This window comes from Herbaspirillum sp. Sphag64, assembly GCF_014192645.1.
Taxonomy (GTDB): Bacteria; Pseudomonadota; Gammaproteobacteria; order Burkholderiales; family Burkholderiaceae_D; genus Herbaspirillum.
On the sequence record NZ_JACHYE010000001.1, the window covers coordinates 961,328 to 979,669 of the forward strand.

Sequence of the window (18,342 nt, forward strand, 5' to 3'; positions counted from 1 at the left end):
CGTCAGGCCGGTGCTGTCGCATTAGGCGACACGCCACCTGGAGTATTGTCAGAAGATTTCTTGACGGGCGCACCATACTTTGGCGGACGTGGCTCATTGCCGTCCATGATGTCATTGATCTGATCGGCATCAATAGTTTCCCATTCGAGCAACTTTTGCGCCATCACTTCAACCTTGTCACGATTCTCTTCCAGCAATCGACGCGAGAGCGCGTACTGCGTATCGAGAATACTGCGAATTTCAGTATCGACCTTTTGCTGTGTGGCCTCAGACACGGTCTTGGAAGACATGCGACCAAAATAGGCATCTTGTTCAGTATCTTCATAAACCATGGTGCCCAACGATTCTGACATGCCGTAGCGAGTCACCATGGCGCGCGCCAGCTTGGTTGCACGCTCAAAGTCATTGGATGCGCCAGTCGACATCTGATGCATGAAAATTTCTTCAGCGATACGGCCACCAAACAGAATCGCGATTTCTTCAAGCATCTTATCCTTGTACATGTTCACGCGATCATGTTCAGGCAGTTGCCAGGTAAGACCTAATGCATAGCCACGGGGCATGATGGTGACCTTGTGTACCGGATCAGCCTTCGGCAACAGCTTGGCGACCACCGCGTGACCGGACTCATGGAAGGCCGTATTGCGGCGTTCTTCTTCGCGCATGACAGCAGATTTGCGCTCCGGACCCATGACGATTTTGTCCTTGGCATCCTCAAAATCCTGCATCTCGACCAGACGCTTGCTGCGACGAGCGGCAAACAATGCTGCTTCATTAACCAGATTGGCCAGATCAGCACCGGAAAAACCTGGTGTACCGCGAGCCAGGATGTCAGCCTTCACATCGGGTGCGATAGGCACCTTGCGCATGTGCACATAGAGAATCTGCTCACGACCACGGATATCCGGCAAACCGACCATCACCTGACGGTCAAAACGACCGGGACGCAACAAAGCCTTGTCCAGCACATCAGCACGGTTGGTTGCCGCAATCACGATCACACCCGAGTTTGCTTCAAAACCATCCATCTCGACCAGCATCTGGTTCAAGGTCTGCTCACGTTCATCGTTACCACCACCCATGCCGGCGCCACGATGACGACCAACCGCATCAATTTCGTCGATGAAAATAATGCAAGGTGCATGCTTCTTGGCATTTTCGAACATGTCGCGTACCCGCGATGCGCCAACACCCACAAACATTTCTACGAAGTCTGAGCCAGAGATTGTGAAGAATGGCACCTTGGCTTCGCCAGCAATAGCGCGTGCCAGCAAGGTCTTACCGGTACCCGGAGGACCGACCATCAGTACACCATGGGGAATACGACCACCGAGCTTCTGGAACTTGGTCGGATCACGCAGGAACTCGACCAGCTCCTGCACTTCTTCCTTGGCTTCGTCGCAACCGGCAACATCGGCGAAGGTAATCGAATTGCTGTTTTCATCGAGCATGCGGGCCTTGGATTTACCGAACGAAAAGGCACCACCCTTGCCACCGCCCTGCATCTGGCGCATGAAAAAAATCCAGACGCCAATCAACAACAACATCGGGAACCAGGAAATGAAAATCTGCGACAGGAAAGAAGGCTCTTCCGGCTGCTTGACATCGAACTTCACGCCGTTGTTGAGCAGATCACCGACCAGCCCGCGATCAAACAAAGCCGCGGCAGTCTTGATTTTTTTGCCATCCTGCGTGGTGGCGATGATATTGCGGTCATCAATCGTTGCATCCTTGATATGACCAGCTTTGACTTCGCTGATGAAGTCAGAATAAGCAATCGGCGAGGCACCGGAGCCCATGCTACGACTATCGAACTGTTTAAAGACCATAAACAGCACCAGGGCGATCACCACCCAGATGGCGGCTTTGGAAAACATGTTGTTCACTAGAACTCCTCCGACGCGAGCGCGCCTCATTACCTTATGTATACCCGATTTTACTCGGATTCATCTGCGCTTACTAGGAAACCATCAGCACGCAGTTGCGCTATTCAGGACAACGGCAACTGCGCAACGAAACTTGAACGACTTCTTCACAAATGTGAAACTCAGCAATATGAAAACATTGCCAATATGACAAAATAAAATGATGCGAAGACGTTTCCTAGCAAAGGATGTGGTATTCAACTCGTTAAAATCAAGGGAATATCTGGTAAGAAAGCGCAATTTTGTCCCAATTATCTTGGGTTTTTGAGCACTTTCCCCAACAAGAAGATTTCGGACGATTTATCTCTGCTGGCTTTCGGCTTCTTTGACATTACGGTCTTGAACTCAGCACGAAATTTATGCAACAGCTCGTTGTAACCAGTCCCATTGAAGCACTTGACCAACAACGCACCGGTCGGTTTCATGTGCATTTGCGCAAACTCTATAGCAAGATCGACAATATGCTCGACGCGCGCCGCATCGGCGATCGCTACACCTGACAGGTTGGGAGCCATATCGGACAACACCAGATCAACCTGCCGACCAGCGAGCAGTGTCTCCAGCTGCAACACCGACTCTTCCTCACGGAAGTCGCCCTGGATGAAATGCACGTCAGCAATTGGATCCATGGGCAACATATCAAGGCCGATAATGGTTCCTCGAATCCCGCCCCCTTCTCCACCTGCCAGCTTGTTGCGCGCATATTGCGACCAACTGCCCGGGGTTGAACCGAGGTCGACAATGATCTGCCCTGGCCGGATCAGCTTTTCTTCCTCATCGATTTCCTTAAGCTTGTAGGCGGCGCGGGCGCGATAGCCCTCCTTTTGCGCAAGCTTCACATACGGATCGTTGATGTGATCATGCAGCCAGTTTTTGTTTAATTTGTTCTTTGCCATTCGCGTAGAATACTGGTTTTAAATATTGAGGGACAGCGGCAAGGCCTTGAACAGGCTTCATGCAGCACTTGGCCCGGTCCCGGGAACACAATCTATGTTGAAACTTACCCCCGCAGAGCGCAGCGAGTTGCGTGCCGAGGCACACGGCCTGAGTCCGGTCGTCATTATCGGCGAAGGTGGACTGACGCCTTCCGTGACCAAGGAAATTGACCTCAGCCTCAATGCCCACGGGCTCATCAAGGTCCGTGTATTCGGTGATGATCGCGAAGCACGCATTGCCATTTACGAAACCATTTGCGAAGAGCTTAAGGCTGCTCCGGTGCAGCATATTGGCAAATTGCTGGTGCTATTCCGTCCCAAGAAAGAAAATGCCAAGGATCGCAGTGAAACCCGCGGCAAAGGCATGCGCGAAGTCACCATCGTCAAACCCAGTGCCAGCGGCACCAAGCGCCCATCCGTGACCAAAGTCATGCTCAAGGGCAACGAGCGAGTGACTGCCGGTGGTTCAATCAAGCGCGCCAAGCCGCGTCAGAAAAGTACAAAACGCGCCGGCTGATCCGAAAGAAAAAATGCCCGCTCTTGCGGGCATTTTCAATTCTGCTGCCTGCACTGTCACACTGGATCATTCTGCGTAACAGTCGCCGGAGGCCTCAGACCACGCTGAGGCCAACCAAGGCCGTTATAGGTAACGCACTTCCAGAATCTCATACTCGCGCACGCCTGATGGCGCTTCTACCGCCACCACATCACCTGCACTCTTACCTATCAACGCACGCGCAATCGGCGAAGTGACAGAGACCTTTGCCTCCTTGATATCAGCTTCGTCGATACCGACGATCTGATAAGTTACCTTCTCACCGCTGTCCAGATTCTCCAGATCAACAGTGGAAGCAAACACGACGCGACCATCTGCATTAAGTGTTGCAGGATCAACAATCAAGGCAGAGCCGAGCTTACCTTCGAGGTCTGCAATACGGCCTTCGATAAATGCCTGACGTTCCTTGGCGGCATCATATTCGGCATTTTCCGACAAATCGCCTTGCGCACGCGCTTCGGCGATCGCATTGATCACGGCCGGACGCTCCTTGGATTTCAGACGTTGCAGCTCTTCTTTCAAAAGCTCGGCACCATGCTTGGTGATGGGTACAGTACTCATAAAACTCTCAACAAAATGGAGGCACTTTTGTATAGCGCGCCCAATACCGTGCACAAATCACGGTAAGGCATAGATACAAAGTTTGCCATTAAAAAGGCACAGAGGGCATCGAATACTCAGATGCCCTCTGTGACCAATGACTGGTTAGCAATGAAACGTGTATGAAGGATTAGTGTATAGCTTTATGTAGTCCTTGTAAATCATACACATCCAGCGCATCCAGATGGCGCATGCCCTCGACCGCAGCTTCGGCACCAGCGATCGTGGTGAACGTTGTCACACGTGCCGCCAGTGCAGAAGTACGAATGGCGCCGGAGTCTGCAATCGCAGTGCGCTTTTCTTCCACCGTATTGATGACCAGAGAAATTTCATTATTCTTGATCATGTCGACGATGTGAGGACGCCCTTCCACCACCTTGTTGACGGTGGCAACTGGAATCCCCGCAGCGCCGATAGCAACAGCGGTACCGCGTGTGGCAACAATGGTGAAGCCTAGTGCAACCAGATCCTTGGCCACTTGTACGGCGCGTGGTTTGTCGCTACCCTTGACGCTGATAAAGACCTTGCCCGACCTCGGCAACTTCACACCGGCGCCCAACTGCGACTTGACGAATGCTTCACCAAAGGTTTTGCCGACTCCCATGACTTCACCGGTCGACTTCATTTCAGGTCCAAGAATGGTATCAACGCCTGGGAATTTCACAAACGGGAATACCGCTTCCTTGACACTGAAGTAAGGAGGAATCACTTCGTTCTTGATGCCTTGGCTTTCCAGCGACTGACCGACCATGCAACGCGCGGCGATCTTTGCCAGTTGCAAGCCGGTCGCCTTGGAGACGAACGGTACGGTACGCGAGGCACGTGGATTGACTTCCAGCACGAAGACAACGTCCTGCAACTTGCCATCAACTTCGGATTGCTGAATCGCAAACTGCACATTCATCAGACCCACCACATTCAGCCCCTTGGCCATCAATGCAGTCTGGCGCTTGAGCTCATCAATGGTTTCCTTAGACAAGGAATACGGTGGCAACGAGCAAGCTGAGTCGCCCGAGTGCACACCTGCCTGTTCAATGTGCTCCATCACGCCGCCGATAAAGGTGCGCTCACCATCGGAGAGGCAGTCGACATCGACTTCGATCGCATCGTTAAGGAAGCGGTCCAGCAACACTGGCGAGTCATGCGAGACCTTGACGGCTTCGCGCATGTAGCGCTCCAGATCACGTTGTTCGTGGACGATTTCCATCGCACGGCCACCGAGCACGTAGGAAGGACGCACCACCAGCGGGTAACCAATTTCCTGCGCCAGACGCAAGGCATCAGCCTCAGTACGCGCAGTACGATTCGGCGGTTGACGCAGACCCAGATCATGCAACAACTTCTGGAACCGTTCACGGTCTTCGGCAGCATCGATCATGTCCGGCGACGTGCCAACGATAGGCACGCCATTGGCTTCCAGATCCAGCGCCAGCTTCAGCGGTGTCTGACCGCCATATTGCACGATCACGCCATGCGGCTTCTCGAGAGCAACGATTTCCAGTACATCTTCCAGGGTCAGCGGCTCAAAATAGAGACGGTCGGAGGTATCGTAGTCGGTAGAAACAGTTTCCGGATTGCAGTTGACCATGATGGTTTCATAACCATCGTCACGCATTGCCAGTGCGGCATGCACGCAGCAGTAATCGAACTCGATACCCTGACCAATCCGGTTAGGACCGCCACCGAGCACCATGATCTTTTTCTTGTCAGTCGGCTTGGACTCGCACTCTTCCTCATAGGTCGAATACATGTAGGCAGTATCAGTGGCAAATTCACCGCCACAGGTATCGACACGCTTGTAGACCGGACGAATATTGAGCGCATGGCGCTTTTCCCGCACTTCCTTGTCGGTGACCTTGAGCAACTTGGCCAGACGACGGTCAGCGAAGCCCTTTTGCTTGAGTTTGAACAGTGTGTCCTTGTCGAGTACATCGAGCGTCTGCGAGCTTTCCAGCCACAGTTCGATATCAACGATTTCCTTGATCTGCGACAGGAACCAGGGATCGATATGGGTCAGGCCGTGCACCTCTTCCAGCGAGAAGCCCTGAGCAAAAGCGTCACCGACGTACCAGATACGATCCGGACCTGGCTCACCAAGCTCTTCCTTGATGGTTTCGTGATCGGTGGTTTTTTCGTTCATGCCATCGACACCCACTTCCAGACCCCGCAGGGCTTTCTGGAACGATTCCTGGAAGGTCCGGCCAATCGCCATGACTTCACCGACCGACTTCATCTGTGTGGTCAGGTGGTTGTCTGCTTGCGGGAATTTCTCAAACGCGAAACGTGGAATCTTGGTAACGACATAATCGATCGAAGGCTCAAACGATGCTGGTGTTGCACCACCAGTGATTTCATTGCGCAATTCATCGAGCGTGAAGCCGACAGCCAGCTTGGCCGCGATCTTGGCGATCGGGAAGCCGGTAGCCTTGGATGCCAGCGCCGACGAACGCGACACGCGTGGATTCATTTCAATGACGATCATGCGGCCGTCTTGTGGATTGACCGAGAACTGGACGTTGGAACCACCAGTATCGACACCAATTTCACGCAACACTGCCAACGAGGCATTACGCATGATCTGGTATTCCTTGTCGGTCAGCGTTTGCGCTGGTGCGACCGTGATTGAGTCACCGGTGTGCACACCCATTGGATCCAGGTTTTCAATCGAGCAAACGATGATGCAGTTGTCAGCCTTGTCGCGCACCACTTCCATCTCATACTCTTTCCAGCCGATCAGCGATTCTTCGATCAGCAGTTCAGAGGTTGGCGAAGCTTCCAGGCCGCGCTTGCAGATGGTTTCAAATTCTTCGGCGTTATACGCAATACCGCCGCCAGTACCGCCCATGGTGAACGAAGGACGGATGATGACCGGGAAGCCCAATTCCTTTTGCACTGCCCAGGACTCTTCCAGCGTGTGCGACACACCTGAACGCGCCGAACCCAGACCAATCTTGGTCATGGCATCCTTGAACTTGGAGCGGTCTTCGGCCTTGTCGATCGCTTCCGGCGAGGCACCGATCAGTTCACAACCGTATTTTTCCAGTACGCCATTGCGATGCAGGTCCAGCGCGCAATTAAGCGCAGTCTGACCACCCATGGTTGGCAGAATGGCGTCCGGCTTTTCCTTGGCAATGATACGCTCCACCACCTGCCAGGTAATCGGCTCGATGTAGGTGACGTCAGCCATTTCCGGGTCAGTCATGATGGTCGCAGGATTGCTGTTGACCAGAATGACCTTGTAACCCTCTTCACGCAGTGCCTTACAGGCCTGGGCACCGGAATAGTCGAACTCGCAGGCTTGACCGATGATGATCGGACCAGCGCCGATGATCAGAATGCTTTTAATGTCGTTACGCTTAGGCATGTTTCTTTTTCTCCATCATCGCCACAAATTGATCAAACAGCGGGGCGATGTCATGCGGCCCGGGTGATGCTTCTGGGTGGCCCTGGAAGCAGAAAGCAGGCTTGTCGGTACGTGCAAAACCTTGCAGCGAACCATCGAACAAGGATACGTGTGTGACGCGGCAGTTGGCTGGCAACGTCGCAGCATCTACTGCAAAACCGTGATTTTGCGAAGTGATCAGCACTTGCTTGGAAGCCAGATCCTGTACCGGATGGTTGGCACCGTGATGACCAAATTTCATCTTCAGGGTTTTGGCGCCGGAAGCCAGTGCCATGATCTGATGACCGAGACAGATGCCGAAGGTCGGGATACCTCGCTCGATCAGCTCCTTGGCAGCAGCAATCGCGTAATCACAGGGTTCTGGATCGCCAGGACCGTTGGACAGGAAAATACCATCGGGATTGAGCGCTAATGCCTCGGCCGCGGTCGCTTGCGCAGGCAACACGGTGACCTTGCAGCCACGCTCAGCGAGCATGCGCAGGATGTTGTATTTGACGCCATAGTCATACGCGACGACATGGAACTTCGGCGTGATCTGCTGACCGTAACCGCGACCAAGCTTCCACTCGGTCTCGGTCCAGTTATAGGCCTGCTTGGTAGAAACGACCTTGGCCAGATCCATACCTGCCAGACCAGGGAAGGCACGTGCCAACTCCAATGCCTTTGCCTTGGCCACTTCGATATCCTGCTCACCCGCCACGATGGCACCGTTTTGAGCACCCTTTTCGCGCAAAATACGAGTCAGCTTGCGCGTATCGATACCGGCAATCGCTACGATATTATTGGCTTGCAGATAGTCGCTAAGACTTTGCTTGGTGCGAAAATTGGAGGTCAGACGCGGCAGATCCTTGATGATCAAGCCAGCTGCATGAACCTGAGCAGCCTCAACGTCTTCAGTATTGACGCCGGTATTGCCAATGTGCGGATAGGTCAGGGTAACGATTTGACGGCTGTAGCTGGGGTCGGTCAAGATTTCCTGGTAACCGGTCATGGCGGTATTGAACACGACTTCGCCAGCTGTGGTGCTGACGTTGCCGGCAGCGCCGATGGAAACACCAAGAAAAACGGACCCGTCTGCTAGCGCGAGGATGGCCGGAACGGTTGGGCCAGAAAGTAAAGGCAGCAAGGGTAACTCCTGAGATTGTTACCGCCGCTGGCTGGGCCAGATCGCACTGAGCACGAATGCAAACACCCGTACAATGAAACCGTACTGAATGCAGCAAATGCACCAACCCGACCGCCGCGCACACCCCATTAAACTTGCCTGGAATGTCGGTTGGGCCTGCTGGGACGAGATGAAGGATTCGGTATGCGCTACGGCGGAATTTAAATTAGCTAAACCGCACAATTGTAGCGCAAAACGCGCCTCTCAGCAAATCCAAAGATTGCCAAAAGACGCGTTTCAGGAATAGCCGAATTGGTAAAAACGGCTAAAAATCAGTGCATTAGCTGCACCGGTGGGAATTACAGACCCAGCGCTGCGATACCAGCCTTGGCGATCTGCACATCTTCCGACGACTTCACGCCAGAAACACCAACCGCACCGACATATTGTCCATCGACCACAATAGGAACACCGCCTTCAAGCAATCCTTCGAGTTCAGGTGCACTCAGGAAAGAGACGCGGCCATTATTGATCATGTCTTCGTAAATCTTGCTTTCGCGGCGACCCAGAGCAGCAGTCTTGGCCTTGGCAGGGGCGATGTAAGACGATGCAGGTGCTGCGCCATCCAGGCGTTGCAGCCACAACAGATGACCACCGTCGTCAACGATGGAAATGACCACCGCCCAGTTATTGGCACGGGCTTCTGCTTCGGCACCGGCTGCGATTTTTTTCAGGTCTTCAAGGGTCAGATACGGCTTCGTTTGCATGATGGTCCCAGATCTCAGATAAAAAGAAGGCTGATTGTAAGACGAGATGATGCAAAAAGTAAAAGTAAGCCTTAATTAGCGAGTCTCAATTATCAAAGTTGAGTGATCAATACCCCAAAATATCAATCAAGCAATTGATAAAATGGCAATTATTCGCGGTTAGCTTTTGACATTGCCGTCGAAATTGTTTACATTGCCCCAGTCTTATCGACAAGGAAATGTCACGATGGCAATTGCGCAGACTGGAAAGCAACGACAACAACTCGCTAAAGTGTGCGTGCTGGCTGCCGGCTTCTGGTTTTGCAGCACGGCATGGAGCGTCGACAATACGGCCAACATGTCGTCCAGCTCACCGCCGAATATTGCCACCATCACCAATTTCGCTGGTATTACCGGCATCTCCTCAGCCTCCTCCGCACCAGATCAACAACCTTTGCTAGGCAAAACCAGCGTTGCTCTGGCGCGCCTGCAAGACATCACCAACCGCGCTTCGGAACTGGCCGTGCAGGCATTAAGCATGCTCGGCATCAACTATCGGTACGGTGGAACATCACCAGAAACCGGGCTCGACTGCAGCGGACTGGTACGTTATGTCTTCAAGGAAGCATGGGGTACTGACTTGCCACGTACTTCGGCTGAAATAAGCCGTATCGGTGAGCAGGTCGACAAGGTTGACCTGAAGCCCGGCGACCTGGTCTTCTACAACACACTACGTCGTGGCTTCTCGCACGTCGGGATTTATCTCGGCGACCGCAAGTTCATCCACTCGCCATCTGCCGGTGGGCAGGTACGTATCGAAGACATGGATCTGGCTTACTGGAAAAAGCGCTTCAACGGCGCGCGTCGCATTATCAGCGGCGACAACAATACCGCCGACAGCGACGATCAAAAATAAACGGATGTCACGCCCTCAGCGCGCCATGTTATCTGCTTTGATTTTGAGTTTTTGCCGAATCTCCGGCATGGCTTTCATTGCGGCCTGCTCGCCTGCCAAAATGGCAACATTACGCCCGGCAAAGTCACTTCCCTTCATTCCTCCCAACTCAGGCTGAATCACAATATCGGCATCCTTGAGCTCAAAGCTGTTGATGGTCTGCCCCATGATGGCAAAAGTCTGCAGCATCACATCGACCGAACTGCTTGCTGCCTGAGCTTCGGGTTGTGCCGAAATATTCACGGCAATCACAAAGTCAGCCCCCATTTCGCGCGCAAAACGCACAGGCACTGGTGATACCAGACCACCATCGACATAGGACCGATCACCAATACGCACTGATTGGAAGACTCCCGGCACAGCAGAAGAAGCACGTACCGCGATCCCGGCGTTCCCGCGACGAAACAGAATGGGTTGACCAGTTTTAAGGTCGGTAGCAACTGCGCCAAACGGAATCTTGAACTTCTCTATCGGCATATTATTGACTACCCGATTGACGTAATTCTGCACGCCCTCCCCTTTGAGCACGCCACTGACCTTGGAGAACAGCGGAATCGACCAGTCAGAGATAGTAGCCTCATCCATCTCCAGTGCCAGTTTTTGCAATGCAAAGCCATTGTTGCCGGCAGCGTACAAGGCACCAACCACGCTGCCTGCACTGGTTCCTACTACGATGTCAGGGAAAATCCCCTGCGACTCCAACGCTTTAATCACGCCCACATGCGCAAAACCGCGCGCAGCACCACCGCCGAGTGCCAGCGCAATCCTGGGTCGCACAGGCTCTGGTACTGACGCTGGCTGCGAAGCGATCGCGACTGCTGATACCTCGGCATTTTTTTGCGGCAACATACTACATCCTGCCAGTACAAGCAGCAGCGAGATCGGGGACAACAAGGGGCGAAGGAAAAAGCGACGCGAAGCAGACATGGCAGTAGGAGGAAAAAAATCTTAGCCCGAACGGGCGCCGCCATTGTACATGCGCCACAGCACGCGCGACCAAGAGCAATCAACAACAATCGATCATCCGAAGATCCACCTAGTGCATCAGATTTTTTAGTGGTCTTACCATTAAACTGCTATTATTTTCCCGCGCCAGCCGAGCACATCGCTGTGCAGCAAGATCCGTTTGACCTGCTTCACCATTCGTTCATCATCGATCAGCATTTGCATTTACCAAAGGAACCATCATGAAATTACTGCGCTATGGCCCCGTCGGACAAGAAAAGCCAGGCATTCTGGATCAGGCTGGCCACATTCGCGATCTATCGACTCACCTGCGCGATCTCGACGGTGCACATATCGACGACGAAAGCCTGGCGCGCATTCGTGCGCTGGACTTGAACCAGTTACCGCTGGTGGAAGGCAATCCTCGTATTGGGGCCTGTGTCGGCAATATCGGCAAATTCATTTGCATCGGACTGAACTATGCCGACCATGCCGCTGAATCCAACCTGCCGATACCGGCCGAGCCAGTGGTCTTCAACAAGTGGACATCGGCGGTAGTGGGCCCGAATGACAATGTCAAAATACCGCGCGGCTCAAAAAAAACTGACTGGGAAGTCGAACTGGGTGTGGTCATCGGCAAGGCCGGTGCCTATATCGAAGAAAAGGATGCCTTGTCGCACATCGCCGGCTATTGCGTCATTAATGACGTTTCCGAGCGGGAATATCAGATTGAACGCGGCGGCACCTGGGACAAAGGCAAGGGCTGCGATACCTTCGGCCCTATCGGTCCCTGGCTGGTAACCCGCGACGAGATCAGCAATCCCAACAATCTCAATCTGTGGCTGGAAGTCGATGGCAAGCGCTACCAAAACGGCAATACCAGCACCATGATCTTCACAGTGCCGTTCATCATCGCCTACCTGAGTAAATTCATGAGCCTGCAGCCGGGCGATGTCATCTCGACTGGCACACCACCCGGCGTGGGAATGGGCGTCAAACCTGCTGCCGTGTATCTGCGTGCCGGACAAACCATACGTCTGGGTATTGACGGCCTGGGCGAACAACAGCAACAAACCATCAACGCCTGACATGCAGCAACAACACTGAGGAGCGTCCGTAACAGGAAACACTCCTCAGCCGGGTAGCACATTGTTTAGCTGAGCAGCATGCGTCCCACAACAATCGTGCGCAGCTTGTCGTAGCACCAGTTATACAACAGTGTGTACGGTAAAAAAAACAGCACCAGTCCAATGTCGAGCAGGAATGCCTCGACCAGACCAATTTCCAGCCACCATGCAGCCAATGGCACTACCGCCAGAATCAGACCTGCTTCGAACGTGACCGCATGGAGGATGCGCACAAGGAACGTCCGCTGCCATCGGTAGTGTCGCTCGATACGATCAAACACGATATTGAAGATCACGTTCCAGGCCATCGCGACCAGCGAAATCATCAGAGTCAACACACCCGCATGGATCACAGAGACATCCAGCACCCAGGACATGACTGGCACGCAAATCAGCAGGGCCAGTACTTCAAACAAGATCGCGTGAAAACAGCGTTCAAGCAGTGATTTTTGCACCAACATGCTCACCTCCATTGACAACATGAGGGGCATTATCACAGCCTATCCTGATAGAATAAAATCACTTAGCATCGGCAAAACCGATAGGTTGTAATTTAAGTCCCTCAGTTCAGTTTCAGTGTTTGCGTTTATTTTTCAGGCCAGTCGCCATGCTCTACTCCACCGATGCCATCGTAATGTTCATCGAGGCCGCTACGCTGGGCTCTTTTTCTGCAGCTGCGCGCAAACTTGGCAGGCAACAGTCGACGGTGAGCGAGGCCATCGCCAATCTCGAAATCGATCTTGGTATCAGTCTGTTTGACCGCAGTACGCGCAAACCGACACTCACCCAGCAAGGACAGGTCTTGCTGGTGCACGCGCAACAGATGCGTGATGCTAATGACCGCCTGAGTCGGGCGGCACGGCAGCTGGCAGGAGGACTGGAGCCACAGCTGTGCTTCGCGCTCTCCGACACCTATCAATCAGATGTATTTGAAAAAACACTGGTACAGCTGGAACAGCGCTACCCATCGCTACATCTGGAGTGTTTGATTGCAGAAGATCTGGATGCGGTCGAGCTGGTGCAATCCGGGCGGGTACAAATGGCACTAGTGGCAGCGCAGACGGAGTATCCGGCAGATATCGGCTATCAGAGCATCGCCGAGCAGTCTGAAATCGGACTATACGTCAGCCCACAGCATCCACTGGCCTCGATGAGCAACATCAGCGATATCAGCGACAGCATGCTGCGCGACTATCGGGAACTGCGCCTCAATACCTATCGGGAAGAGCATCGCACGCCGATCCAGGGCTTGCACTGGTCGTCCTCCAGCTATCTGATTTTGCTGGAAATGACCGAACAGGGATTTGGCTGGGCTGCCTTGCCGCGCTGGATCGTCAAGCGCTTTGGTGCCGCTGACCTGAAACAACTGGCTGTACGTGGCTGGCCACGCACGATTCAGGTCCATCTGATCTGGTCACGTCAACGCGGGCTAGGCCAGGCTGGCAGCTGGCTGTGTGAACAGCTGCTGCAGCCAGTGCGCTAATCCATCGTTGATACGCTGTGCGCAGCGTCAGAACTGCTCCCAATCTCCCTGATCATCCGTCGCAGGCTTTCTGGCAGCCTGACTGCCGCTGGCGAGACGCGGCGCTGTCGCTGAGGATGCCGACGCCAGTGTCTTGGCTGGTGCAGGGGGCGTTGATTTGGCGGGAGCCGGACGCGCTACAGGTCGATTAGGGGAAGCGGCTGCCTGCGGTGCGCGACTAGCCGCAGGAGGTGCTGGCTGATCCGCCAGTCGGAACACACCGACCAACTGATTCAACTGTGCTGCCTGATCCTGCATGGACTGCGCCGCCGCAGCAGCTTGCTCCACCAGCGCCGCATTTTGCTGAGTCGCCTCATCCATCTGCGAAATGGCACGATTGACCTCTTCAATGCCCGAGCTTTGCTCCTGGGTTGCCGAGCTGATTTCGCCGACAATATCAGTGACACGTTTAACGCTTGAGACGACTTCACTCATGGTGGAGCCGGCTTGTTCCACCAGCCTGCTGCCGGAATCGACCTTTTCTACGGAGTCATCAATGAGTGCCTTGATCTCCTTGGCTGCACTGGCAGAACGCTGCGCCAGACTACGTACTTCAGAAGCAACAACGGCAAAGCCACGCCCCTGCTCGCCGGCACGAGCGGCTTCGACTGCGGCATTGAGCGCCAGAATATTGGTCTGAAACGCAATACCATCGATCACACTGATGATATCGACAATTTTTTTCGACGAAGCATTGATCTCGCTCATGGTGTCGATCACCTGGCCGACGACACTACCGCCCTGCTCAGCCACATGCGATGCCGACTCTGCCAGTTGATTGGCCTGTCTTGCATTATCTGCATTCTGGCGCACTGTCGAAGTCAGTTCTTCCACGGCTGAGGCGGTTTCCTCAAGTGAACCAGCCTGTTGTTCCGTACGCGCTGACAAATCCAGATTACCGCTGGCAATCTGGTTCGATGCCGTCGCAATCGTGTCTGTGCCGCTGCGTACCTGACCCACAATATGAGAGAGCTTGTCATTCATGCTACGGAGTGCTTGCAGCAACTTGCCAGTTTCATCGTCGCTGTGCGCGACGATCTGTGAAGTTAGATCGCCCGCCGCGACTTTCTCGGCAAAACCGACTGCTTCATGCAAAGGTCGTGTAATGCTCAGACCAAGACGCCAGGCAAACAACCACCCTGCAACGAACAAAAGCGCGCCAAAAGCGATCATCAGATTGCGACTTTGTTCATACAGGGATTTGATACTCGCTGCGATCTGGTCAATACTGGCACGTTGTTCATCGAGCAACTGTTGCAGGATATCCAGATAGGCTTTCGCTGCTGGGGGATACGCGCTCGCAAATAACTGATTTGCATCGTCAATACGGCCCTCACTCTTGGCTTTAGAAATACCATCACGCACCGCGATATAGGCCTTGCGTACTGTTGCCAGTTTGGTAAACAGTTCGCGCTCATGATCACTACTGATCAATGCTTCAAGATCTTTCTGGAGCTGAGTCGACATCTTCGAAGAAGTTGCTGCGTCATCGGCAAAGTAAGCCGCCAGACTTGGATCGCTGCTCTTGGCAATTGCCGTCGTACGCCGCACACCAGCAAGAATGACGCGATACCAGTCAGAGACCAGACGCTCCTTGGCTAACGGTTTTTCCATCATCATCTGGGTTTGCTCAGCCACCGTATGTAATCGCAAGACACTGGTAGCAATGACTGCCAGCGCAGCAAGCAAAATGATGGTGAATCCGAGATTGAGGCGGCGCCCGATCGGAAGTTTCGAGAAAAAATTCATAGCGTGGATTCTTATAGTTTGTAATCGCGAGTCAGCAGGCTGCGTCTCCCCCGGCACCATCGCTGGTGCACGCCTATTGTGTGGAAAAACAGGCGCGTAGAACTATCAGTACTTCTACTTAGAATAAGTCGAACAGTGTCGCTCTACAACACTTCTATTGCGATTTCGGCGAGGAAACCACATTCCCGTGCGCAGGAATCCAGCGTACTAGCGACAAAAATTTGCTCACGCAAACGAAGGTTTGCTCAGGCAGGAAAATACGAGCTCTGGAAGGGTTAGATCACTAGCGGTTGTTCTCAACCACCGGCGGCAACACAGGCGCATTGATTGGTGCAGCTGCTTTGCCAGTCACATCATTGATGGCTGTCGTGCAGATATCCCACAAGGACACTGGCACCTTGCCAAATTCACCCGCAACAATCCAGGTGCCGATGATCAGCAGCGTGCCCGCCACCAGCAAGATCAGAATGACATGCAGGTTGCTCAATTGAAAAGTGTCTGCGGAACGCGCGTCAGATGATGTTTTCATAATGCAACAATTACAATGCCAGCAAAATACCAACCATTAGTATAAAAAATAAACGCGGTAATGCCACTGTGGCAAATTGTCACAGTGGCTCTGTGACATCGGATGTCATTGGCATCCCCACGCTCATCAATGCATCGGCAGGGAAACACACTGTGAAGGTACTGCCCTTTCCGGGTAGGGATTCCACGAGTAACGTGGCGCGATGACGAAGCAACACATGCCGAACGATGGCCAATCCCAGTCCGGTTCCCTGTGTTTCGCGGGAGCGGCTCTTATCAACGCGATAGAAACGCTCAGTCAATCGTGCAATATGCTCCTGGCTAATACCGATCCCGGTATCCCGCACCACAAACCGCGCACCACCATCGGCCTGCGCTTGCCAGGCCAGATCGATACTACCGTCTTGCGGAGTATAGCGCACCGCGTTCGAGACCAGATTGCTGAAGGCGCTGCGCAACTCGTCGACGTTCCCAAGCAAATCAGGGCCTTCGACCACCAGCGAGAGTTGATGTTTGCCCGATGACAAGGCTTCTGCCTCGATCAGGATACCCTCCAGCAGCGTCGTCATATGCACATGCTCTGTGCGCAACGGATAGTCTGCCGACTCCAGTCGGGTCAAGGTCAGCATATCGCCAATCAGATTCTGCATACGCTGCCCCTGCTCCGTCATCAGTTTGAGATGGGCGGTGCGGATTTGCGGATCAAGATTGGGTTGTGCCAGTGCGATTTCCAAGAAGCCATTGATGACCGTCAATGGGGTGCGCAATTCATGCGAGGCATTGGCAATGAAATCACGCCGCATCATATCGATACGCTCAGACTCAGTTGCATCATGCGTGACCAGAATCTGGCGCCGGTTTTCAAACGGAATAATCTGAACGATCAACTTGCGCTCCTGCACCGCCAGGGTCAGCGGCAGCTCGTAGCGTCCGAGAATGATGTAATCAATGAATGCCGGATTGCGAATCAGATTGGTCACCCGCATGCCCTTATCTCGCTCCAGATGCAGGCCCAGGTGCTGCTGTGCCGCCGGGTTACACCATTCCAGGAACAGCACATCGTCCATGATGACCACACCATCCGGCAACAGGCTCATCGCTTGCCGGAACCGTGCCAGCCATTCGGCCAGTTCGATCTGGTTCTTTTCGTCGTCACGCCGCATGCGATACAGGCGGGCAAAAATATCGGTCCATGCGCCCCAGCCATCAGGCAATTTTGAGTGCGTGGGATTATCCAGCCAGCTGCCAAGACGATACAAGTAATGCAGCTGGGTAAACGCCAGCGCCGCCATGGCAAGCAGCGCAGCTACCAGGCTGGCAGTTGCGCCAAAGAAAAAATAAACGACACCGACGCCGGCTACGCTCACAAGAAGACGCAACGCGGCCGGAATCCAGAACAACAACTGTGGACTCATAATTGATTTATTCCTGATGTCTGGAGCACGACGCGTGATGCGTCGCAAAGCTCCCAGTATAGAGGTCTTTAGGGGCGACTTGTTGCCCGCGACCTATGGCCTGCAGACCGAGACAAGCTTAACGCGCTGACAGCATGTAACCGACGCTGCGCACTGTCTTGATCAGGCTTTCGGATTCCCGCAATGCCTTGCGCAGACGCAACACGTGTACGTCCACGGTACGCTCCTCGATCACCACGTGGTCTCCCCAGACACGATCCAGCAACTGGCTGCGTGAAAATACGCGGTCTGGATGGGCCATGAAGAATTTCAGAAGCTTATATTCGGCATGCCCGATATCAATTTTTTCGTCATTGAGCGCCACCGAGCAACTGGCCGGATCCAACGTGACCGGACCGATACGGATTTCTTCCTGCGCGAACTCCGGGCTCTTGCGACGCAGCAAAGCCTTGATACGTGCCGTCAGTTCGCGTGGCGAAAATGGCTTGGTAATATAATCGTCAGCGCCATTATCAAGACCGGCAATTTTGTCCTCTTCCATGCTCTTGGCAGTGAGCATGATGACTGACAACTGACTCAACTGGCGGTCGCCACGAATCCGCGAGAGCAGATGCAAGCCACTGCGGTCAGGCAACATCCAGTCCAGCAACACCAGTTGCGGCGCCCGCCGCTGCACGAATTCCCAGGCAGCAGCGGTATTGGTCACGACAAAGCTGGTCCACCCTGCCTCCTTGAGCGTGAATGCGATCAGCTCGGCAATCGACGGTTCGTCTTCAACGATCAAGATGGTAGTCATGGTGCGCCGTATTCCAGTCCTGGTAATCTGAAGTT

Annotated in this window: 16 protein-coding genes; 4 read left to right on the forward strand and 12 right to left on the reverse strand. The window is 53.7% G+C overall.

The features are described from left to right. Nucleotides 1–2: 2 nt before the first annotated feature. Together ftsH and FHW66_RS04310 are read right to left on the reverse strand one after the other, a co-directional pair. Entirely contained in the window at nt 3–1,886 is a 1,884-nt protein-coding gene (gene ftsH / locus FHW66_RS04305; protein WP_183378461.1) for an ATP-dependent zinc metalloprotease FtsH, read from the reverse strand. A 290-nt stretch (nt 1,887–2,176) separates the two neighbouring features. Continuing rightward, the gene (locus FHW66_RS04310; RefSeq protein ID WP_183378462.1) at nt 2,177–2,821 is read right to left on the reverse strand and encodes an RlmE family RNA methyltransferase; all 645 of its coding nucleotides are present in this window, start codon (nt 2,819–2,821) and stop codon (nt 2,177–2,179) included. Between the two features lie 94 nt (nt 2,822–2,915). On the opposite strand from FHW66_RS04310, the gene yhbY reads away from it, so the two are divergent. Next, complete coding sequence (gene yhbY / locus FHW66_RS04315; RefSeq protein WP_183378463.1) at nt 2,916–3,377, forward strand: ribosome assembly RNA-binding protein YhbY; 462 nt, start codon at nt 2,916–2,918, stop codon at nt 3,375–3,377. A 123-nt stretch (nt 3,378–3,500) separates the two neighbouring features. Here yhbY and greA read toward each other — a convergent pair whose 3' ends face one another. The 4 genes from greA to FHW66_RS04335 form a co-directional block, all read right to left on the reverse strand. Beyond that, a complete protein-coding gene (greA, locus tag FHW66_RS04320; protein WP_183378464.1) occupies nt 3,501–3,977 on the reverse strand; it encodes a transcription elongation factor GreA in 477 nt (158 codons plus the stop codon). A 169-nt stretch (nt 3,978–4,146) separates the two neighbouring features. Further along, nucleotides 4,147–7,380, reverse strand: a complete 3,234-nt coding sequence (gene carB / locus FHW66_RS04325; protein ID WP_183378465.1) for a carbamoyl-phosphate synthase large subunit — start codon at nt 7,378–7,380, stop codon at nt 4,147–4,149. Beyond that, nucleotides 7,373–8,545 (reverse strand): glutamine-hydrolyzing carbamoyl-phosphate synthase small subunit, encoded by a 1,173-nt coding sequence (carA, locus tag FHW66_RS04330; RefSeq protein WP_183378466.1) that lies wholly within the window; start codon nt 8,543–8,545, stop codon nt 7,373–7,375. Before carA ends, carB begins: the two co-directional genes overlap by 8 nt. Nucleotides 8,546–8,883: 338 nt before the next feature. Then, on the reverse strand, nt 8,884–9,291 hold the full coding sequence (locus tag FHW66_RS04335) for a heme-binding protein (RefSeq protein WP_183378467.1): 408 nt from the start codon (nt 9,289–9,291) through the stop codon (nt 8,884–8,886). A gap of 226 nt (nt 9,292–9,517) precedes the next feature. On the opposite strand from FHW66_RS04335, the gene FHW66_RS04340 reads away from it, so the two are divergent. Next, nucleotides 9,518–10,186 carry a C40 family peptidase gene (locus FHW66_RS04340; RefSeq protein WP_183378468.1) on the forward strand — a complete coding sequence of 223 codons (669 nt, stop codon included), beginning with the start codon at nt 9,518–9,520 and terminating at the stop codon, nt 10,184–10,186. A 15-nt stretch (nt 10,187–10,201) separates the two neighbouring features. Here the strand turns inward: FHW66_RS04340 and FHW66_RS04345 are convergent, their stop codons facing one another. Continuing rightward, nucleotides 10,202–11,074, reverse strand: coding sequence for a patatin-like phospholipase family protein (locus FHW66_RS04345; RefSeq protein ID WP_255458809.1), 873 nt, complete (start codon nt 11,072–11,074; stop codon nt 10,202–10,204). A gap of 338 nt (nt 11,075–11,412) precedes the next feature. Here FHW66_RS04345 and FHW66_RS04350 point away from each other — a divergent pair, with 338 nt between their 5' ends. Beyond that, nucleotides 11,413–12,258, forward strand: coding sequence for an ureidoglycolate lyase (locus tag FHW66_RS04350; RefSeq protein ID WP_183378470.1), 846 nt, complete (start codon nt 11,413–11,415; stop codon nt 12,256–12,258). Between the two features lie 65 nt (nt 12,259–12,323). Here FHW66_RS04350 and FHW66_RS04355 read toward each other — a convergent pair whose 3' ends face one another. Further along, complete coding sequence (locus tag FHW66_RS04355) at nt 12,324–12,758, reverse strand: multidrug/biocide efflux PACE transporter (RefSeq protein WP_183378471.1); 435 nt, start codon at nt 12,756–12,758, stop codon at nt 12,324–12,326. Nucleotides 12,759–12,904: 146 nt separating this feature from the next. Between FHW66_RS04355 and FHW66_RS04360 the strand changes: the two genes are divergently transcribed. Continuing rightward, nucleotides 12,905–13,780 (forward strand): LysR family transcriptional regulator, encoded by an 876-nt coding sequence (locus tag FHW66_RS04360; RefSeq protein ID WP_183378472.1) that lies wholly within the window; start codon nt 12,905–12,907, stop codon nt 13,778–13,780. Nucleotides 13,781–13,807: 27 nt separating this feature from the next. On the opposite strand, the gene FHW66_RS04365 is transcribed toward FHW66_RS04360, so the two are convergent. From FHW66_RS04365 to FHW66_RS04380, 4 genes are all read right to left on the reverse strand, one after another. Beyond that, the gene (locus FHW66_RS04365; RefSeq protein ID WP_183378473.1) at nt 13,808–15,568 is read right to left on the reverse strand and encodes a methyl-accepting chemotaxis protein; all 1,761 of its coding nucleotides are present in this window, start codon (nt 15,566–15,568) and stop codon (nt 13,808–13,810) included. A gap of 283 nt (nt 15,569–15,851) precedes the next feature. Continuing rightward, nucleotides 15,852–16,097, reverse strand: coding sequence for a hypothetical protein (locus tag FHW66_RS04370; RefSeq protein WP_183378474.1), 246 nt, complete (start codon nt 16,095–16,097; stop codon nt 15,852–15,854). Between the two features lie 79 nt (nt 16,098–16,176). Next, nucleotides 16,177–17,511: a phosphate regulon sensor histidine kinase PhoR gene (gene phoR, locus FHW66_RS04375; protein WP_183378475.1), complete on the reverse strand. Its 1,335-nt coding sequence runs from the start codon at nt 17,509–17,511 to the stop codon at nt 16,177–16,179. Nucleotides 17,512–17,629: 118 nt separating this feature from the next. Next, entirely contained in the window at nt 17,630–18,307 is a 678-nt protein-coding gene (locus tag FHW66_RS04380; RefSeq protein WP_183378476.1) for a response regulator, read from the reverse strand. Nucleotides 18,308–18,342: the final 35 nt, after the last annotated feature.

Coding starts and splice junctions, on each gene's coding strand:
- FHW66_RS04380 (WP_183378476.1), bottom strand. CDS start 18,307: ATGACTACCATCTTGATCGTTGAAGACGAACCGTCGATTGCCGAGCTG.
- FHW66_RS04370 (WP_183378474.1), bottom strand. CDS start 16,097: ATGAAAACATCATCTGACGCGCGTTCCGCAGACACTTTTCAATTGAGC.
- yhbY (WP_183378463.1), top strand. CDS start 2,916: ATGTTGAAACTTACCCCCGCAGAGCGCAGCGAGTTGCGTGCCGAGGCA.
- FHW66_RS04360 (WP_183378472.1), top strand. CDS start 12,905: ATGCTCTACTCCACCGATGCCATCGTAATGTTCATCGAGGCCGCTACG.
- FHW66_RS04335 (WP_183378467.1), bottom strand. CDS start 9,291: ATGCAAACGAAGCCGTATCTGACCCTTGAAGACCTGAAAAAAATCGCA.
- carB (WP_183378465.1), bottom strand. CDS start 7,380: ATGCCTAAGCGTAACGACATTAAAAGCATTCTGATCATCGGCGCTGGT.
- FHW66_RS04355 (WP_183378471.1), bottom strand. CDS start 12,758: ATGTTGGTGCAAAAATCACTGCTTGAACGCTGTTTTCACGCGATCTTG.
- FHW66_RS04365 (WP_183378473.1), bottom strand. CDS start 15,568: ATGAATTTTTTCTCGAAACTTCCGATCGGGCGCCGCCTCAATCTCGGA.
- FHW66_RS04350 (WP_183378470.1), top strand. CDS start 11,413: ATGAAATTACTGCGCTATGGCCCCGTCGGACAAGAAAAGCCAGGCATT.
- FHW66_RS04340 (WP_183378468.1), top strand. CDS start 9,518: ATGGCAATTGCGCAGACTGGAAAGCAACGACAACAACTCGCTAAAGTG.
- FHW66_RS04345 (WP_255458809.1), bottom strand. CDS start 11,074: ATGTTGCCGCAAAAAAATGCCGAGGTATCAGCAGTCGCGATCGCTTCG.
- FHW66_RS04310 (WP_183378462.1), bottom strand. CDS start 2,821: ATGGCAAAGAACAAATTAAACAAAAACTGGCTGCATGATCACATCAAC.
- greA (WP_183378464.1), bottom strand. CDS start 3,977: ATGAGTACTGTACCCATCACCAAGCATGGTGCCGAGCTTTTGAAAGAA.
- phoR (WP_183378475.1), bottom strand. CDS start 17,511: ATGAGTCCACAGTTGTTGTTCTGGATTCCGGCCGCGTTGCGTCTTCTT.